General features: G+C 44.7%; 12 protein-coding genes. 9 read left to right on the top strand and 3 right to left on the bottom strand.

Features of this window, described 5'->3' with window-relative positions:
- Positions 1-21: 21 nt before the first annotated feature.
- Complete coding sequence (locus tag SVI_RS00450) at positions 22-747, top strand: 3-deoxy-D-manno-octulosonic acid kinase (RefSeq protein ID WP_013049383.1); 726 nt, start codon at positions 22-24, stop codon at positions 745-747.
- 101 nt (positions 748-848) lie between these two features.
- On the opposite strand, the gene waaA is transcribed toward SVI_RS00450, so the two are convergent.
- The gene (waaA, locus tag SVI_RS00445; protein ID WP_013049382.1) at positions 849-2,117 is read right to left on the bottom strand and encodes a lipid IV(A) 3-deoxy-D-manno-octulosonic acid transferase; all 1,269 of its coding nucleotides are present in this window, start codon (positions 2,115-2,117) and stop codon (positions 849-851) included.
- 350 nt (positions 2,118-2,467) lie between these two features.
- Between waaA and SVI_RS00435 the strand changes: the two genes are divergently transcribed.
- The 5 genes from SVI_RS00435 to glpG all read left to right on the top strand — a co-directional run bounded on the left by SVI_RS00435 (position 2,468) and on the right by glpG (position 7,087).
- Positions 2,468-3,124, top strand: coding sequence for a TetR/AcrR family transcriptional regulator (locus tag SVI_RS00435; protein WP_013049380.1), 657 nt, complete (start codon positions 2,468-2,470; stop codon positions 3,122-3,124).
- Between the two features lie 285 nt (positions 3,125-3,409).
- Positions 3,410-4,603 carry a glycine C-acetyltransferase gene (locus SVI_RS00430; protein ID WP_013049379.1) on the top strand — a complete coding sequence of 398 codons (1,194 nt, stop codon included), beginning with the start codon at positions 3,410-3,412 and terminating at the stop codon, positions 4,601-4,603.
- 197 nt (positions 4,604-4,800) lie between these two features.
- Positions 4,801-5,826: an L-threonine 3-dehydrogenase gene (gene tdh / locus SVI_RS00425; protein ID WP_013049378.1), complete on the top strand. Its 1,026-nt coding sequence runs from the start codon at positions 4,801-4,803 to the stop codon at positions 5,824-5,826.
- 85 nt (positions 5,827-5,911) lie between these two features.
- The gene (gene glpE / locus SVI_RS00420) at positions 5,912-6,220 is read left to right on the top strand and encodes a thiosulfate sulfurtransferase GlpE (RefSeq protein ID WP_013049377.1); all 309 of its coding nucleotides are present in this window, start codon (positions 5,912-5,914) and stop codon (positions 6,218-6,220) included.
- Between the two features lie 27 nt (positions 6,221-6,247).
- Positions 6,248-7,087: a rhomboid family intramembrane serine protease GlpG gene (gene glpG, locus SVI_RS00415; RefSeq protein WP_013049376.1), complete on the top strand. Its 840-nt coding sequence runs from the start codon at positions 6,248-6,250 to the stop codon at positions 7,085-7,087.
- 193 nt (positions 7,088-7,280) lie between these two features.
- On the opposite strand, the gene elbB is transcribed toward glpG, so the two are convergent.
- On the bottom strand, positions 7,281-7,937 hold the full coding sequence (gene elbB, locus SVI_RS00410) for an isoprenoid biosynthesis glyoxalase ElbB (protein WP_013049375.1): 657 nt from the start codon (positions 7,935-7,937) through the stop codon (positions 7,281-7,283).
- Positions 7,938-8,360: 423 nt separating this feature from the next.
- On the opposite strand from elbB, the gene polA reads away from it, so the two are divergent.
- Positions 8,361-11,114, top strand: coding sequence for a DNA polymerase I (gene polA / locus SVI_RS00405; RefSeq protein ID WP_013049374.1), 2,754 nt, complete (start codon positions 8,361-8,363; stop codon positions 11,112-11,114).
- Positions 11,115-11,891: 777 nt separating this feature from the next.
- Here the strand turns inward: polA and yihA are convergent.
- Complete coding sequence (gene yihA / locus SVI_RS00400; RefSeq protein ID WP_013049373.1) at positions 11,892-12,596, bottom strand: ribosome biogenesis GTP-binding protein YihA/YsxC; 705 nt, start codon at positions 12,594-12,596, stop codon at positions 11,892-11,894.
- A 168-nt stretch (positions 12,597-12,764) separates the two neighbouring features.
- On the opposite strand from yihA, the gene SVI_RS00395 reads away from it, so the two are divergent.
- Together SVI_RS00395 and SVI_RS00390 are read left to right on the top strand one after the other, a co-directional pair.
- Positions 12,765-13,385: a c-type cytochrome gene (locus tag SVI_RS00395; protein ID WP_013049372.1), complete on the top strand. Its 621-nt coding sequence runs from the start codon at positions 12,765-12,767 to the stop codon at positions 13,383-13,385.
- Positions 13,386-14,124: 739 nt separating this feature from the next.
- Entirely contained in the window at positions 14,125-14,802 is a 678-nt protein-coding gene (locus tag SVI_RS00390) for a methyltransferase domain-containing protein (RefSeq protein WP_013049371.1), read from the top strand.
- Positions 14,803-14,840: the final 38 nt, after the last annotated feature.

Genomic DNA, 14,840 nt, shown 5'->3' with positions numbered 1-14,840 from the left:
GCAGACCAACCCAAGATGACCATGCAGATAAAACAGACCAGCCAAGGCGCCATTGCATATTGCGTCACCGCCGCACAAGCAATCACCACAGAATGGTTCGATGTTAGTTTTTGGCAACAGCTAGGTGCCGTCACAGGCTCATCTAAGGGGCGCTATACTACCTGGTTTGTGAAACCGGCTCTAAATAAAGCGGATACAGAAAGTGAATGGGTGTTACGCCATTACTATCGCGGTGGACTGATAGAGAAACTAAGCAAGGACAAATACCTGTTTACAGGATTACACCGGACGCGAGCGGTGGCAGAGCTAGCTCTGCTTACTCAGCTATTTAATGAAGGTTTCTCGGTACCCAGACCCATAGCCGCCAATGTTGAACGCAGCGGTCTGCACTACCGCGCCGATATCATTATCGAACGGGTTGAAGGGGCACAAGATCTTGTAGCCAGGCTGAGCAAAGAAGTCATGACTGACCAGCAGTGGCGACAATTAGGAAGCTGCATAGCTAAGTTCCACCAGCGCGGTGTATATCACGCCGATCTCAACGCCAAAAATATCCTAATCACAGATGATGAATTCTATCTTATCGACTTCGATAGAGGCGAGATCCGAGCGCCGAAGACTAAGTGGCAAACTGCCAACCTTAGCCGCTTGTTACGCTCATTCAACAAGGAAAAGGGCAAACTGCCAGCCTTGGCATTCACCGAATCTAACTGGCAAGAGTTACTAAAAGGTTACTCGAAACCTTAGGTCGAAATATTCATTAGTATTAGCTCATTAATTCTTTGGCAGAGCCAAGCGCTGCCAAAGCTGCACTTGGATCAACCAAATCACTAATGAGTTTTTGACCCTTATTTTAAGTCGTTCAATTGTTTCGCGAGCTCAAACTGTTGCTTCAGCGCGCCTCTATTAGCGCTGACAACCTTAAGTCCAGCCTCACTGGCCGCTTCATAGGCCGCTTGGTCATTGAACTTACTTATCAATTCACCTGCAAGCTCACTCTCCGAAGCAATCACCTTCAATGCGCCGGCATCTTCTAGCAAACCTGTTATCTCAGCAAAATCCCAATGCTGGGGGCCGACGAATACCGGTAATCCCAATGCGGCTGGCTCCAGTGGATTATGGCCACCGTTGTCTATCAGGGTGCCACCGACAAAGGCTTGATCTGCGGCGCCATAGAAGGTGAGTAGCTCCCCCATGGTATCGCCTAATAATACTTGAGTATTTGGCTGCAGCGATTCATTTAAGCTGCGGCGAGATAAGTTAAATCCCGCACCATCAATCTTATTGGCGGCGGCATTAAACTGCTCAGGATGACGGGGAACCATGATAAGCAAGGCATCAGGCTTATCCGCTAATAGCTGGCGATGTGCATTCAAGATGGCCTCAAACTCTCCCGGATGCACACTACCGGCCACCCAAATAGGACAGTCGCTCTTATGCCACTCCAGGCGTAACGTCTTGGCTTGCTCTATTTTTTCTGCCGATATGCTGAGATCGAACTTGAGACTGCCACAGACACTGATATTTTCAGGCTTTACCCCAAGATCGATAAAACGTTCCGCCGCTTGCTCAGATTGCGCCGCTATCAGATCTAAGCTCTGTAACATGGGCAAGGTTAGTTTGGCTTGTTTTCGATATTTTTCCGCCGACTTTTCGGATAAGCGAGCATTCGCCAGCATTAGTTTGATCCCAGATTTCGATGCCTGATGAACCAAGTTAGGCCAGAGCTCTGTCTCCATGATAATGCAAGATTTAGGCGCGACCTGCTTGAGGAAACGTCTAACACAGATTGAGATATCGAAGGGTAAGTAACAATGCTGCACACTAGAACCAAAGGCTTTTACCACCTCGGCGGAACCGGTAGGACTTGTGGTAGTCACAGTAATTGTCAGCTGGGGAAATGCTGCTTGAATCGCTTTAATTAAAGGGATTGCCGCCAACGTCTCCCCCATGGACACACAATGAATGAGCAGATCGCTTTGCTTGAGTGATGTCAGGCCAAACCTCTCCCCCCAACGTCCACGATAGTCAGCGCTCTTAATTGCACGTATGGCTAAATATAACACCAATAACGGCAGTAAAAGGTAGAGCAAGACAGAGTAGAAAAAACGATTCATATGTTCCGGTACTTAAAATATTTGGCAGGCGAATGTGTAATGCTATCACAGCACCATAGTCAGAGATAATGTCTCACCTCGAGTTTCGGGTGCTTATTCAGGCACAGTCAGGCCGTCAGCCTAACTAACAGGATTCTGCAAAGATGAAATCATTACTGGTCGGTTCAGCATTTCTGACCATCTCACCTAATATCCCTCACTCGTTACAAGCAATATTAAAGTATCTGACAAATGAGTTTTGCCTGATGAATTCCGTCGGTGCTAGTATGTTTGTCAACCAAGTGAATAAGCTCGCTACCCTTTCTAGGGAAGCAAGCCAAATTATTTAGTAAAATGCCATTAGGACGAAGATGAAAACCCGCGATAAAATTATACATGCCAGCCTGGAGCTGTTTAACGAGCATGGTGAAAGGACCATCACCACCAATCATATCGCCGCACACTTGGGCATTAGCCCAGGTAACCTCTATTATCATTTTCGTAATAAAGAGGACATAATTCGCTCTATTTTCTCTCTTTACGAGAGTCACCTTGAGAAGAGCTTTCACCCCTATGAAGGCGAACCCGTCAATGTCGAACTCTTGATAGGTTACTTCGATGCCATCTTCTATGCCATGTGGGAATTTAGGTTTATGTATGCCAATCTCACCGATATATTGAGTCGAGATGATGAGCTTAAGAAGCAATATTTGCAGGTGCAGCAGCAAGTACTCACTCGCAGCTGCCATGTTCTGATTAAACTAGAACAAGATGGTGTGATAGCTATCGAACCAGATGAGATCCCCCCACTGGCGGAAACCATCAGAATGATCGTCTGCTTCTGGATAAGCTATAAGCAAACCCACTCCCCAGATATTAAGATCACCAAATCATCCCTCTATGAAGGACTGCTACGGATCTTAATGTTATCTAAGGCCTATGCAACGCCAAATTCGCGTTCGACATTTGTCCGACTCGAGCAGTATTATCAAGAATTAGCCGAAGAACCAAGCGAAGAGCTAGCCTAATATACATATCGCCAACTAGATGTTGGCGATATTCCCCCTCCTGGGTACTCACCCCATTACAAGCATCTGCGCCTTTAATTCCTTCTGCAATCAAGGCTTATCTCAACAATATTCGTGGCAGGTAGCCTTTGTTACAGATTAGTTTTTTTGATGTGAAAACCCCAATAGCCCTAAACTAATTCATCTTGCAATCACAGATGAAAAAAAGGCTGTAGAGCAAGCTAATTTAGGGTTAAAATGCCGCCACTCCAATACTCAAAATAAAGCTAATTAAGGAGAATTCAGGTGGCAACGACCTCATTCTATAACCAGATCAATCAACAACTTGCTGAAGTGAAAGCCGAAGGCTTATATAAGAGCGAGCGCATAATCGTTTCTCCTCAGCAGACCGAAATCCGAGTTAATAACGCCGAAGTAATCAATTTTTGTGCGAATAACTACCTTGGTTTAGCGAATCACCCTGAACTCATCAAGGCGGCACAAGACGGTTTAAACGCTCATGGTTTCGGTATGGCCTCGGTCAGATTCATCTGTGGAACTCAAGACATACACAAGCAATTGGAATCTAGTCTCAGCGAATTCCTTGGCATGGAAGACACGATTCTTTACTCATCTTGTTTCGATGCCAACGCAGGTCTATTCGAAACCTTGCTTAGCGCAGAAGATGCCATCATCTCCGACGCCCTCAACCATGCATCTATTATTGATGGTGTCCGCCTTTGTAAGGCGAAGCGTTTCCGTTACGCCAACAATGACATGGCCGCTCTCGAAGAGCAGCTTAAGGCTGCCAAAGAAGCTGGGGCACGTAACATATTGATTGCCACCGATGGCGTATTCTCTATGGACGGTGTTATCGCCAACCTCAAGGGTGTGTGTGACCTTGCCGACCAATATGGCGCCCTAGTCATGGTCGACGATTCTCATGCAGTAGGCTTTATCGGTCAAGATGGCCGAGGTACTCACGAATATTGTGAAGTGATGGGTCGCGTCGACATCATCACAGGAACTTTAGGTAAGGCACTAGGTGGAGCTTCCGGTGGATTCACCGCGGCGAAGAAAGAGGTAGTTGACTGGTTACGTCAGCGTTCACGCCCTTATCTTTTCTCTAATTCTTTAGCACCTTCGATTGTCACGGCCTCTATCCATGTGCTCGAGATGCTAAAAACAGGCCAGGCACTGCGTCAAGCCGTCTGGGACAACAGCCGCTACTTCCGTGAAAAAATGACAGCGGCCGGCTTTACTTTAGGTGGAGCAGATCACGCCATCATTCCTGTGATGATTGGCGATGCAAAACTGGCTGGGGACTTCTCTAACCGTCTACTCGAAGAGAACATCTATGTAGTTGGTTTCTCTTTCCCTGTCGTTCCTAAGGGGCAAGCGCGTATTCGTACTCAGATGTCAGCCGCTCATACTAAAGAGCAGCTAGATAAGGCTATCGAGTCATTTACTCGCATCGCCAAAGAGATGGGTATTATTTAACGACTTAGCCCCATGTTCAGCCGATATACGGTTGAACTAAAGCTGATACCAGCCTGTTTATGAATATCTAGGCTGGTATGCCGTTAACATCTATAGTTACAAGATGAAGCGCTGGATCAGAAATGCATATCCTCATAGGGACATATCAGAGGACATCAGCATAGTCGGCGCCTCTAAGACTCTTGAAAGGTCACAAAATGAAAGCATTAAGCAAATTAAAGCCTGAACAAGGTATCTGGATGGTCGATGCACCTAAGCCAGAGCTAGGCCATAACGATCTATTGATCAAGATCCGCAAGACAGCCATCTGCGGTACCGATGTACATATATATAACTGGGATACCTGGGCACAAAATACGATTCCGGTACCTATGGTTGTCGGCCATGAATATGTAGGCGAAGTGGTCGAAATAGGCCAGGAAGTCCGTGGCTTTAGCATTGGCGACCGAGTATCAGGCGAAGGACACATCACCTGTGGCCACTGCCGTAACTGCCGTGCAGGCCGTACTCATCTATGCCGTAACACCTCAGGTGTCGGCGTTAATCGTGACGGTGCTTTCGCAGAATATCTAGTTATTCCAGCGTTTAACGCTTTTAAAATTCCAGATGATATCTCAGACGATCTTGCCTCTATCTTCGATCCTTTCGGTAATGCCGTACATACCGCACTCTCTTTCGACTTAGTCGGTGAAGATGTATTGATCACCGGAGCCGGTCCTATCGGTATTATGGCGGCAGCAGTATGTCGTCATGTTGGTGCTCGTCACGTAGTGATCACCGACGTCAACGAATACAGGCTCGAACTGGCAAAGAAAATGGGCGCGACTCGTACGGTCAATGTTGCTAAAGAGAAGTTGGAAGATGTCATGACTGAAATTGGCATGACAGAAGGCTTCGATGTCGGATTGGAGATGTCTGGAGTACCCAGTGCATTCCACTCTATGCTAGATACCATTAATCACGGCGGTAAAATTGCCATGCTAGGTATTCCTGGCGATGACATGGCCATCGACTGGAGCAAGGTTATCTTTAAAGGATTGATCATTAAGGGTATCTATGGCCGTGAGATGTTCGAAACCTGGTACAAGATGGCCAGCCTGATCCAATCGGGTTTAGATATCTCACCAATTATCACTCATCACTACAAGATCGATGACTTCCAGCAAGGCTTCGATGCCATGCGTTCGGGTCAATCGGGTAAAGTTATCCTTAGCTGGGATTAACTTTTATCACTGTGCTAAGGGGCTGTACTATTGCGGCCCCTTATCGCACAATTAATCTAAGCCCTCATTTTTGCAGTAAGGTTCTATGTCTAACTTCCAACATTTTAGTGTCAATCAATTGATTCAGCTCGCACAGACTAACTCAGATATTCAGATCGTAGATATTCGCGATGCTACCAGCTTTGCATCGGGTCATGTGCAAGGTGCGGTTAATCTCAATAACGAAAACCTTGCTAATTACGTAGCAGAAGCCGATATGGATAAGCCTATTATTGTTATCTGTTATCATGGCATCAGCAGCCAAGGCGCGGCACAATACTTAGTCGAGCAGGGATTCGATGATGTCTATAGCCTTGACGGTGGCTACCAGGCTTGGCACGAAGCAAACGCATAAATTAATAAATCCCATAAAGGATATCCTATGGTAGAGATAGGCAGGCTCCCCAATGAGCGAGCGGCTCAAGCGCTAATCGATTACCTTAAAGGCGAAAAAATTGAGTGTAAAATCTTACCTGCCGAACAGGGGGTCAGTATTTGTGTACTCAATGACCATCATAGTATTCGTGCCAGACAAGAATTTGACCTGTTTATCCACAACCCTCATGATCCTAAGTATCTGCAGGCTTCTTGGGATAATGGTGATAGTAAGCTTAAGCTAGACTACGGCTCCCCCTCCCTGCAATTGGTCACACAATTTATTACCGGAGCAGGCCCGCTGACCTTAGGTGTTATCTTCATCTGCATCTTAGTGTATGCAGGATTTAATCTGGGTTTTGCCGAGCCTATATACCAGCAGCTATCATTTTTTAATGCCGTTCCCGGATCTAGCCTGAGTGAATTTTGGCGACTGTTCACCCCAAGCCTACTGCACTTCTCCGCCCTGCATATTATTTTTAACTTGCTCTGGTGGTGGTATCTGGGAGGAAAAATAGAGAATAAATTAGGCCTAACTCCACTGCTCACCTTACTGCTAGTAGCTGGAACCTTACCTAATATAGTCCAGTACTTTGTCGGCGGGCCACATTTTGGCGGTCTATCCGGTGTTGTCTATGCCGTCGTTGGTTATACCTGGATCATGGGTAACAAGCGCCCCGAATTAGGCATAGGCCTGCCACCAGCCTACATGGGCTTTATGCTAATCTGGTTAATATTTGGCTTCACAGATATGTTTGGACTATCTATCGCCAATGGCGCCCACATAGGTGGATTACTCGTCGGCCTAGGACAAGGCCTGATTGATAGTAAAAGAATTAAGAGATAGTCCGCAGCAGAGCTGCTTCGAAGAAGTGACTTTGTCACTTTAAGGACGACTAAAGAACGCCTTCGAGAGCCTCGCTACACGAAAACGAGAACACGAGTTCAAGCTTTGCTCTCTCCTCGTAGCCAACTTGTTGGCGTTCTCCAAGCGCAGCGTTCTCGAAGGCACGCAGTGCCGTACTAGAAGCGCTCATCTCTCACCCTATCATCTCAACCACTTTCTTCACTAGCTTCTCGATACCCACACTCGCTTCAGCGATATTAGCCGCCAACATATATGCCGGGGTACTCACTACCTTGTTTATCTCATCTACTATTATGTCCTGAACCACAGCCGCCTGGTGCTTGCCTCCCATCAAGTTAAAGGCTTGAGCAGTCTCGCTGTCATTACCTATAGTGCCTATAACCCCCTCACCATACAGAAGGGGGATCATTACCGGCGCGATACAGATAAATCCAACTGGCTTGCAACTATCGGCAAACTGGCCGATAAAACTTGCGACTTCTGGTGCAATTACGCAATCACTACCATTAGTGGCAAAGTTACATAAGTTTTTCGCGGCCCCGAAACCACCAGGAATGATCAAGGCATCAAATTCATCGAGTTCAAGCTCTTCGGTCGCCTTTATTTCGCCTCTGGCAATACGAGCCGATTCAACTAAAACATTTCTACTTTGCAGCGATTCCACCTCACCAGTTAGGTGATTAACTACATGCATCTGTAAAATATTGGGTGCAAAACATTGGTAATCCACGCCCAGCTTTGAAAGCGCTAACATAGATAAAACAGATTCATGTATCTCACTACCATCGAATACACCGGAGCCACTCAATAAGACTGCTATTTTTTTCATTAAAACTAATCTCCATATATCTTTTAAATTAACAATATGACAACAAAAGCCTTGATCCGATTATTTTTCGTGCTAAGTTAGTGCATCAACTTTACCAAGCGCTGAATATTTAGCCAGCACTAGAGTCTAGAAAGCCAGTAGAATAATTAAGTCCACAAATTAAGATGATTTTCAAGAAACTAATGTCTAGCTCACGCTTTTTTCAGTTACCACTTTAAATCAATGACTTACAAGTAAACCCTTTCTGTCATATAACTCACTTCCCCAACGAATTACAAGTTTAACTCACAGACTTATCCACAGGCAGTGTGTTATTTGACGTGGCTGAAATTTCCCTTCTGTGGCATGCTAGCGTCAATATCAAAAATGCACTCAAAATCAGAGTTATTCACAGCTCTTGAAACCTAAATCGAAACCTAAATTATGCCTAAAATTGCCGAAAATCCATTAGTTCTAGTAGATGGCTCCTCCTACCTTTATCGTGCCTATTATTCACCACCACATCTAACCAATTCTAAGGGTGAAGCCACCGGCGCAGTTTATGGCGTAATTAACATGTTACGCAGTCTTCTCAAGCAGTATGAACCGACTCAGATGGCGGTAGTTTTCGATGCGAAAGGTAAAACCTTCCGTAACGACATGTATGAAGATTACAAGGCCCAAAGGCCGCCTATGCCCGATGACCTTCGCACTCAGATAGAACCACTTCATAGAATTATACGCGCTATGGGACTGCCTCTAGTATGTATCTCTGGAGTCGAAGCCGATGATGTCATAGGCACTATCTCAACCCAAGCGAGTAAAAGCGGCAGAGCCGTGCTTATCAGTACTGGCGATAAGGATATGGCTCAGCTCGTCGATGAGAATGTCACACTGATCAACACCATGACCAATACCATCATGGGTCCGGCTGAGGTCACCGAGAAATTTGGTGTTGGACCCGAACTTATTATCGACTTATTGGCTCTTCAGGGAGACAAGTCCGATAATATTCCAGGACTTCCTGGTGTAGGCGAGAAAACTGCCGTGGCAATGTTAACCGGTGCCGGCGGCATAGATAAGATCCTTGCAGCTCCAGAGAAAATGCCGGAGCTAGGCTTTAGAGGCTCTAAAACCATGCCGGCCAAGCTTGCCGAGCACAGTGAGATACTCAAGCTATCCTATGCGTTGGCGACTATTAAGTTAGATGTTGAACTGGAACAAGACTGGCAAGATCTCACTATCAAGCCGGCTGACCGGGATGAATTGATTGAGTGTTTCGGCGAAATGGAATTTAAACGTTGGTTAGCCGATGTACTCGATAATAAGACGGACTCGGGTAAAAGCGAAAAAAATACCGATGAAGAGGTGATCAAACAAGATATTCAAACCGAATACACCACTATATACACCCATGAGGAGTTAGATCTCTGGATAGATAAGCTAGCTAATGCAGACCTTATCGCCATAGATACAGAGACTACCAGTCTCAACTATATGGATGCTAAGCTAGTCGGTATCTCCTTCGCTATAGAAGCGGGTAAGGCAGCCTACCTTCCATTAGGCCACGACTATCTTGATGCACCAGAGCAACTGGATCAGGCTGAAGCCCTAGCAAAACTCAAACCTCTACTGGAAAATCCCGAGCTGAAGAAGGTAGGCCAAAACCTTAAATACGACATCAGTATTTTTGCCAATGTAGGCATTAAACTACAAGGCATAGCCTTCGATACTATGCTCGAGTCTTATGTCTTCAATTCAGTCGCGACTAAGCACAACATGGATGATCTGGCACTTAAATATCTAGGTCACAAGAATATCAGCTTCGAAGAGATCGCTGGTAAAGGTGTCAAACAACTCACCTTCAATCAGATTGACCTAGAAACTGCAGCTCCTTACGCCGCAGAAGATGCAGACATCACCCTTAGGTTGCACCAGCACTTATGGCCAAGGCTAGAGAAAGAACCTGAACTGGCTTCGGTATTTACCGATATTGAACTGCCACTCATCCAAGTACTATCTGATATTGAGCGTGGCGGCGTTTTAATTGATAGCATGATGTTAGGCCAGCAAAGTGGAGAGCTAGCCAGAACCATAGATGAACTAGAGCAAAAAGCCTTCGAGATTGCCGGTGAGAAATTCAACTTAAGTTCACCTAAGCAGCTTCAGGTGCTATTTTTTGAGAAATTGGGCTATCCCATTATCAAGAAGACGCCTAAAGGTGCACCTTCGACCGCCGAAGAAGTATTAGTCGAGTTAGCCTTAGATTACCCACTGCCTAAGATCATACTGCAACACAGAAGCTTAGCTAAGCTAAAGAGTACCTACACCGACAAGTTACCCCTCATGGTCAACGCGAAAAGTGGCCGGGTACACACGAGTTATCACCAGGCCAATGCGGCAACCGGACGCCTGTCTTCCAGCGAGCCAAACCTGCAAAATATCCCTATTCGTACCGAAGAGGGTCGCAGAATACGTCACGCCTTCATTGCACGTGAAGGCAAGAAGGTACTCGCGGCGGATTACTCACAAATAGAGTTACGCATCATGGCTCACCTCTCTCAAGACGAGGGACTACTCACGGCTTTCGCCGCTGGAAAAGACATTCATAGGGCAACCGCAGCCGAAGTGTTCGATGTAGACTTCGGTGAAGTCACCACTGAACAACGCCGCCGCGCTAAAGCGGTAAACTTCGGACTCATTTATGGCATGTCAGCTTTTGGGCTTGCTAAGCAGTTAGACATTCCTCGCCCTGAGGCGCAAAAGTATATCGACACCTATTTCAAACGTTACCCAGGTGTACTCAAATATATGGAAGAGACTCGTGCCGAAGCCGCAGATCTTGGTTATGTCTCTACGCTCTACGGTCGTCGACTTTACCTTCCAGCCATTAAAGATAGAAATGCCATGAGACGCCAAGCTGCAGAACGAGCTGCGATTAACGCGCCTATGCAGGGCACTGCTGCGGATATCATCAAGAAGGCCATGATCAACATAGCCCATTGGATAGCTACCGAAACTCATGGTGAGATAGACATGATCATGCAAGTTCACGATGAACTCGTGTTCGAGGTCGACAGCGATAGGGCTGAAGAGATGCAGGCGAAGGTTTGCCAGCTGATGGCGGATGCGGTCAGCCTGGATGTGGAGCTTCTTGCGGAAGCAGGCATAGGTGACAACTGGGAACAAGCTCATTAAGCACCAATAGACTCATTAGGAGCCAGCCGAAGAGCCTCTGATACTTATCAGGGGCTTTTATATTTTATCTTTAATTCATTAGTTTCATAATATCTATTAGCTACATCTGAATACGAGACAGGTGTTCTCCTGCTGAAACAGTAAAAGCCAAAAACTTATTAGAATAAAAACACTAAATAGCAAAAAAGAACAGTAAGCGATGATTTTTCAAGCTTAACAAGCTAAGCGATTCAAATTCCACCAGTATAATGGTAATTACCCATCAAAAAACAACATTTACCCTACCAAAACGTTAGATACATCTCACAATGTTGACGCATTTAATGAAAAACAGTTTTCCAAATAACGTCCAATGGGGTATTATTCTCGGCGTAGGGTACAGAGGTTAAGATGTTCTATCTTTCAAACCTTTTTATTTCACTTAGTATATAAGTGAACAGCCAAATTATGGCGCCTCAGCAATTTATTTTGCTGGGGCTTTTTTTCGCCCTAAATAAATTTTAGAGTAATTACTTTAAATGTGATTTGATTCGCGCTATGCTGTCTTCATTGAGGGTCATTTAGTCAATCTTGATGACGCTTGAGTCTTGTTGAATTTAGCTTCTCCCCAAAAGAGCTAATTGGGCCGATGGTTATTCCGTCGGCTATTTTTTTGCCTGTAATTCCTCTCTTCCAAAGTTAATTTCCACCAAGATCAAAATATAAGCCAAAAAAAACGCCTTCCAAAAAATGGAAAGCGCTATTTTATTTATAGTTTGTTACTAAATTAAGTAACCATTATCCCTTAGCTTCAGAATGACTAGCAGAGTTTTTTTCCTCTGCAGCTTCCTCTGCCTCAGCTTCCGCTAATGCGTCGATCAACCATTGCGGATGGCACCAGGTATTTAAAATATCTAAAACTTTAGCCTTACCTATACCTTTAAGTGAAGAGAAAGGCTCTACTTTAACCCGGTCATCAAAATCAGCCAGATGCTTTCTGACTTCATTGACCATCTTCATGCGTTCGCTCTGCTTCATTTTGTCAGCTTTTGTTAACAAAGCTAGCACAGGAATATCGCTCTCAACCGCCCATTCGATCATCTGCATATCGAGATCTTTCAATGGATGTCTTATGTCCATCAAGACCACCATGCCACCTAGACACTTACGTTCCTGTAGGTATTCACCCAGAGCTTTCTGCCATTTTTTCTTCAATGCCAGTGGTACTTGAGCGAAACCATAACCAGGAAGATCCACCAATCTACGATGCTCATCCAGTTCGAACACATTGATTAATTGGGTTCTTCCTGGAGTCTTACTGGTTCGTGCCAGACTTTTTTGATCTGTAATAAGGTTCAAGGCGCTAGACTTACCAGCATTCGAACGGCCAGCGAAAGCAATTTCGATTCCGGCGTCTCCAGGCAGGTACTCATCTAAATGTGCTATATCGGGGGCACTGATTAAAAACTTGGCTTTACGAAAATCAATACGAGATTCAGTCACTGCTGACTCCAAAAATGTTATGTTTGTACTATAAATATCGAAGAGTTGCTTACATTTTCACAATTTCGTGTAAAATATTACCCCGATCACATAAGTAGCATTTTATCACGCTTGCGGGCTCAGCTAGTAAGCTCAGGACAAAAAATTTAACAAATAAGTTGGAACGCCATGAAAAAGTTAGCTCTTGCACTATCAGTGTTAGCCTGTATCTCTTCGCCTGCAATGGCTGAAGGCAATGCAGAAGTGGGAAAAACTAAAGCAATTGTTTGTTCTGCCTGTCACGGTGTAGATGGTAACAGCGTAATAGACATGTATCCAAAGCTTGCCGGACAACAAGCTAGCTACCTGATGAAGCAGCTACATGATTTCCGTAGTGCTGCTAAAACAGGCGGTAAAGAGGGCCGTAACGATCCAATAATGGGTGGTATGGCTATGATGCTTAGCGATCAAGATATCGAAGATGTCGCTGCATACTATTCTTCACAAACTAAATCTGCGGTTGAAGTAAAAGATATACCAGCTTTAGGTGAGCAGCTATACAAGGGTGGCGACATGACTCGCGGCATTACCGCTTGTATCGCTTGTCACGGTCCTGAAGGGGCGGGAGTTGAGTTAGCAGGCTTTCCGGCTATCGGTGGTCAACATGCCAATTACCTAAAAATACAGCTTAATAAGTTTAGCGATACAAATCGTAACAACGACTTAAATGGCATGATGCAAGATATTGCCAAGAAGCTTACCAGCGACGATATCGAAGCATTATCTAAATATATATCAAGCCTTAAGTAAGTTTACGGCATGTTAAAAAAGGTGGTTTGACCACCTTTTTTAACAACACGGAGCTTACCTTTACGTAAACTACCCAAGAAAACTTACTTGACAGAGATCACAGTTTTAGGTTTAATTGACACGTACCGGGATGAACCCATCTGTTTGTATAAAATATCAAATAATAACTTACAGTTTTCGGTATCGATTACATTTAAGATATAAGAATAAATAAATTCAATAACAATAATATAATTAAGACCACTCAATAAAAATAATAAGAGTCGTGATTTCAGTTGAAATCCAGGTCAGAAGAATTTTTGTAAGGAATATGGTTAAAAGCCATTTAGCTTTAATAGCACTGCCTTACATGTTCAGAGAAAAGCGTTTAGCGGATACTCAGTTATCAGTTTAGAACCTTAACTCGCTGAACGAACGAAAACCTAACAAGGATGGTTATATTAGGCGTCATAGATGACGATAGGATTGTGATGTGTCATGAAGACCATCTACGGAAGCTGTGGTCAGGATGACTCAGGACTATTAAGAAAGCGTCTGGAAGACCGAAAACTAAAAATGCATGCATGGAAAGCAGACTAAAATAAGATGGAAATTGACCGGGAAAGTCGCATAGCAAGTACGGATACTTGAAATAAGAATTGGTGTCTCTGACACTTTTTGAAGGCGACAGTCGTACTGTCGCCTTTTTTTATGGCAAAATATTACGATTCCTATCGATAGTGAGCAAAACTGTACCTATATGCTTAGATGTCCTCTTTGTCACAACGAAAACACCTCACTATTTAATCAAGATAGAAAACGCAGTTGCTACATCTGCCATCACTGTCAGCTGGTATTCTCCGATGCCAACTCACATCTCCCCCCCCAGGTAGAAAAAAAGCGATATCAACTGAGTGCCAGCAAATACCAAAAGCCCCTTAAACAGTTTTTACTCAGCCTGATACAGCAGATCGCACAGGAAACGGAGCATCCTTTAACTGGGCTTAATTTCGGCCGCTTAGCCGATACTCAGACGCTGGATACAATAAGCGCACAAGGGCATGAATTACGTCAATACGATCCTTATTTTTGTCCTGACCGTAGTCTACTGAAGCAAGAATATGATTTTATTTGCTGTTATCGGGTATTCGAGCATTTCCGCTTCCCATTCAAAGAATGGTCACTGCTATGTAAGCTCCTGAAACCCGGTGCCTGGCTAGCAATAAACACTAAGTTACTCACCGAGATCCACGCTTTCGAAAGGTGGCATCACAAGAACAACCTTACTCATGTCAGCTTTTATCAGACAGATACCTTCGAGTTCCTAGCCGAACAGGCAGGTTTTAAGCTATTATTCGCAGCAAATGATCTCATCTTGGTGCAAAAACCATCAGGATCTGATATAAAACGCGGCCAAAGTTCGCTTATTGATCTGTAATCAGCGCATTTATATCTAAATTTGTATTACCAGTTATT

This window comes from Shewanella violacea DSS12 (assembly GCF_000091325.1).
In the GTDB taxonomy this organism is placed as follows: domain Bacteria; phylum Pseudomonadota; class Gammaproteobacteria; order Enterobacterales; family Shewanellaceae; genus Shewanella; species Shewanella violacea.
This window is presented reverse-complemented; position numbering and strand designations above follow the sequence as displayed.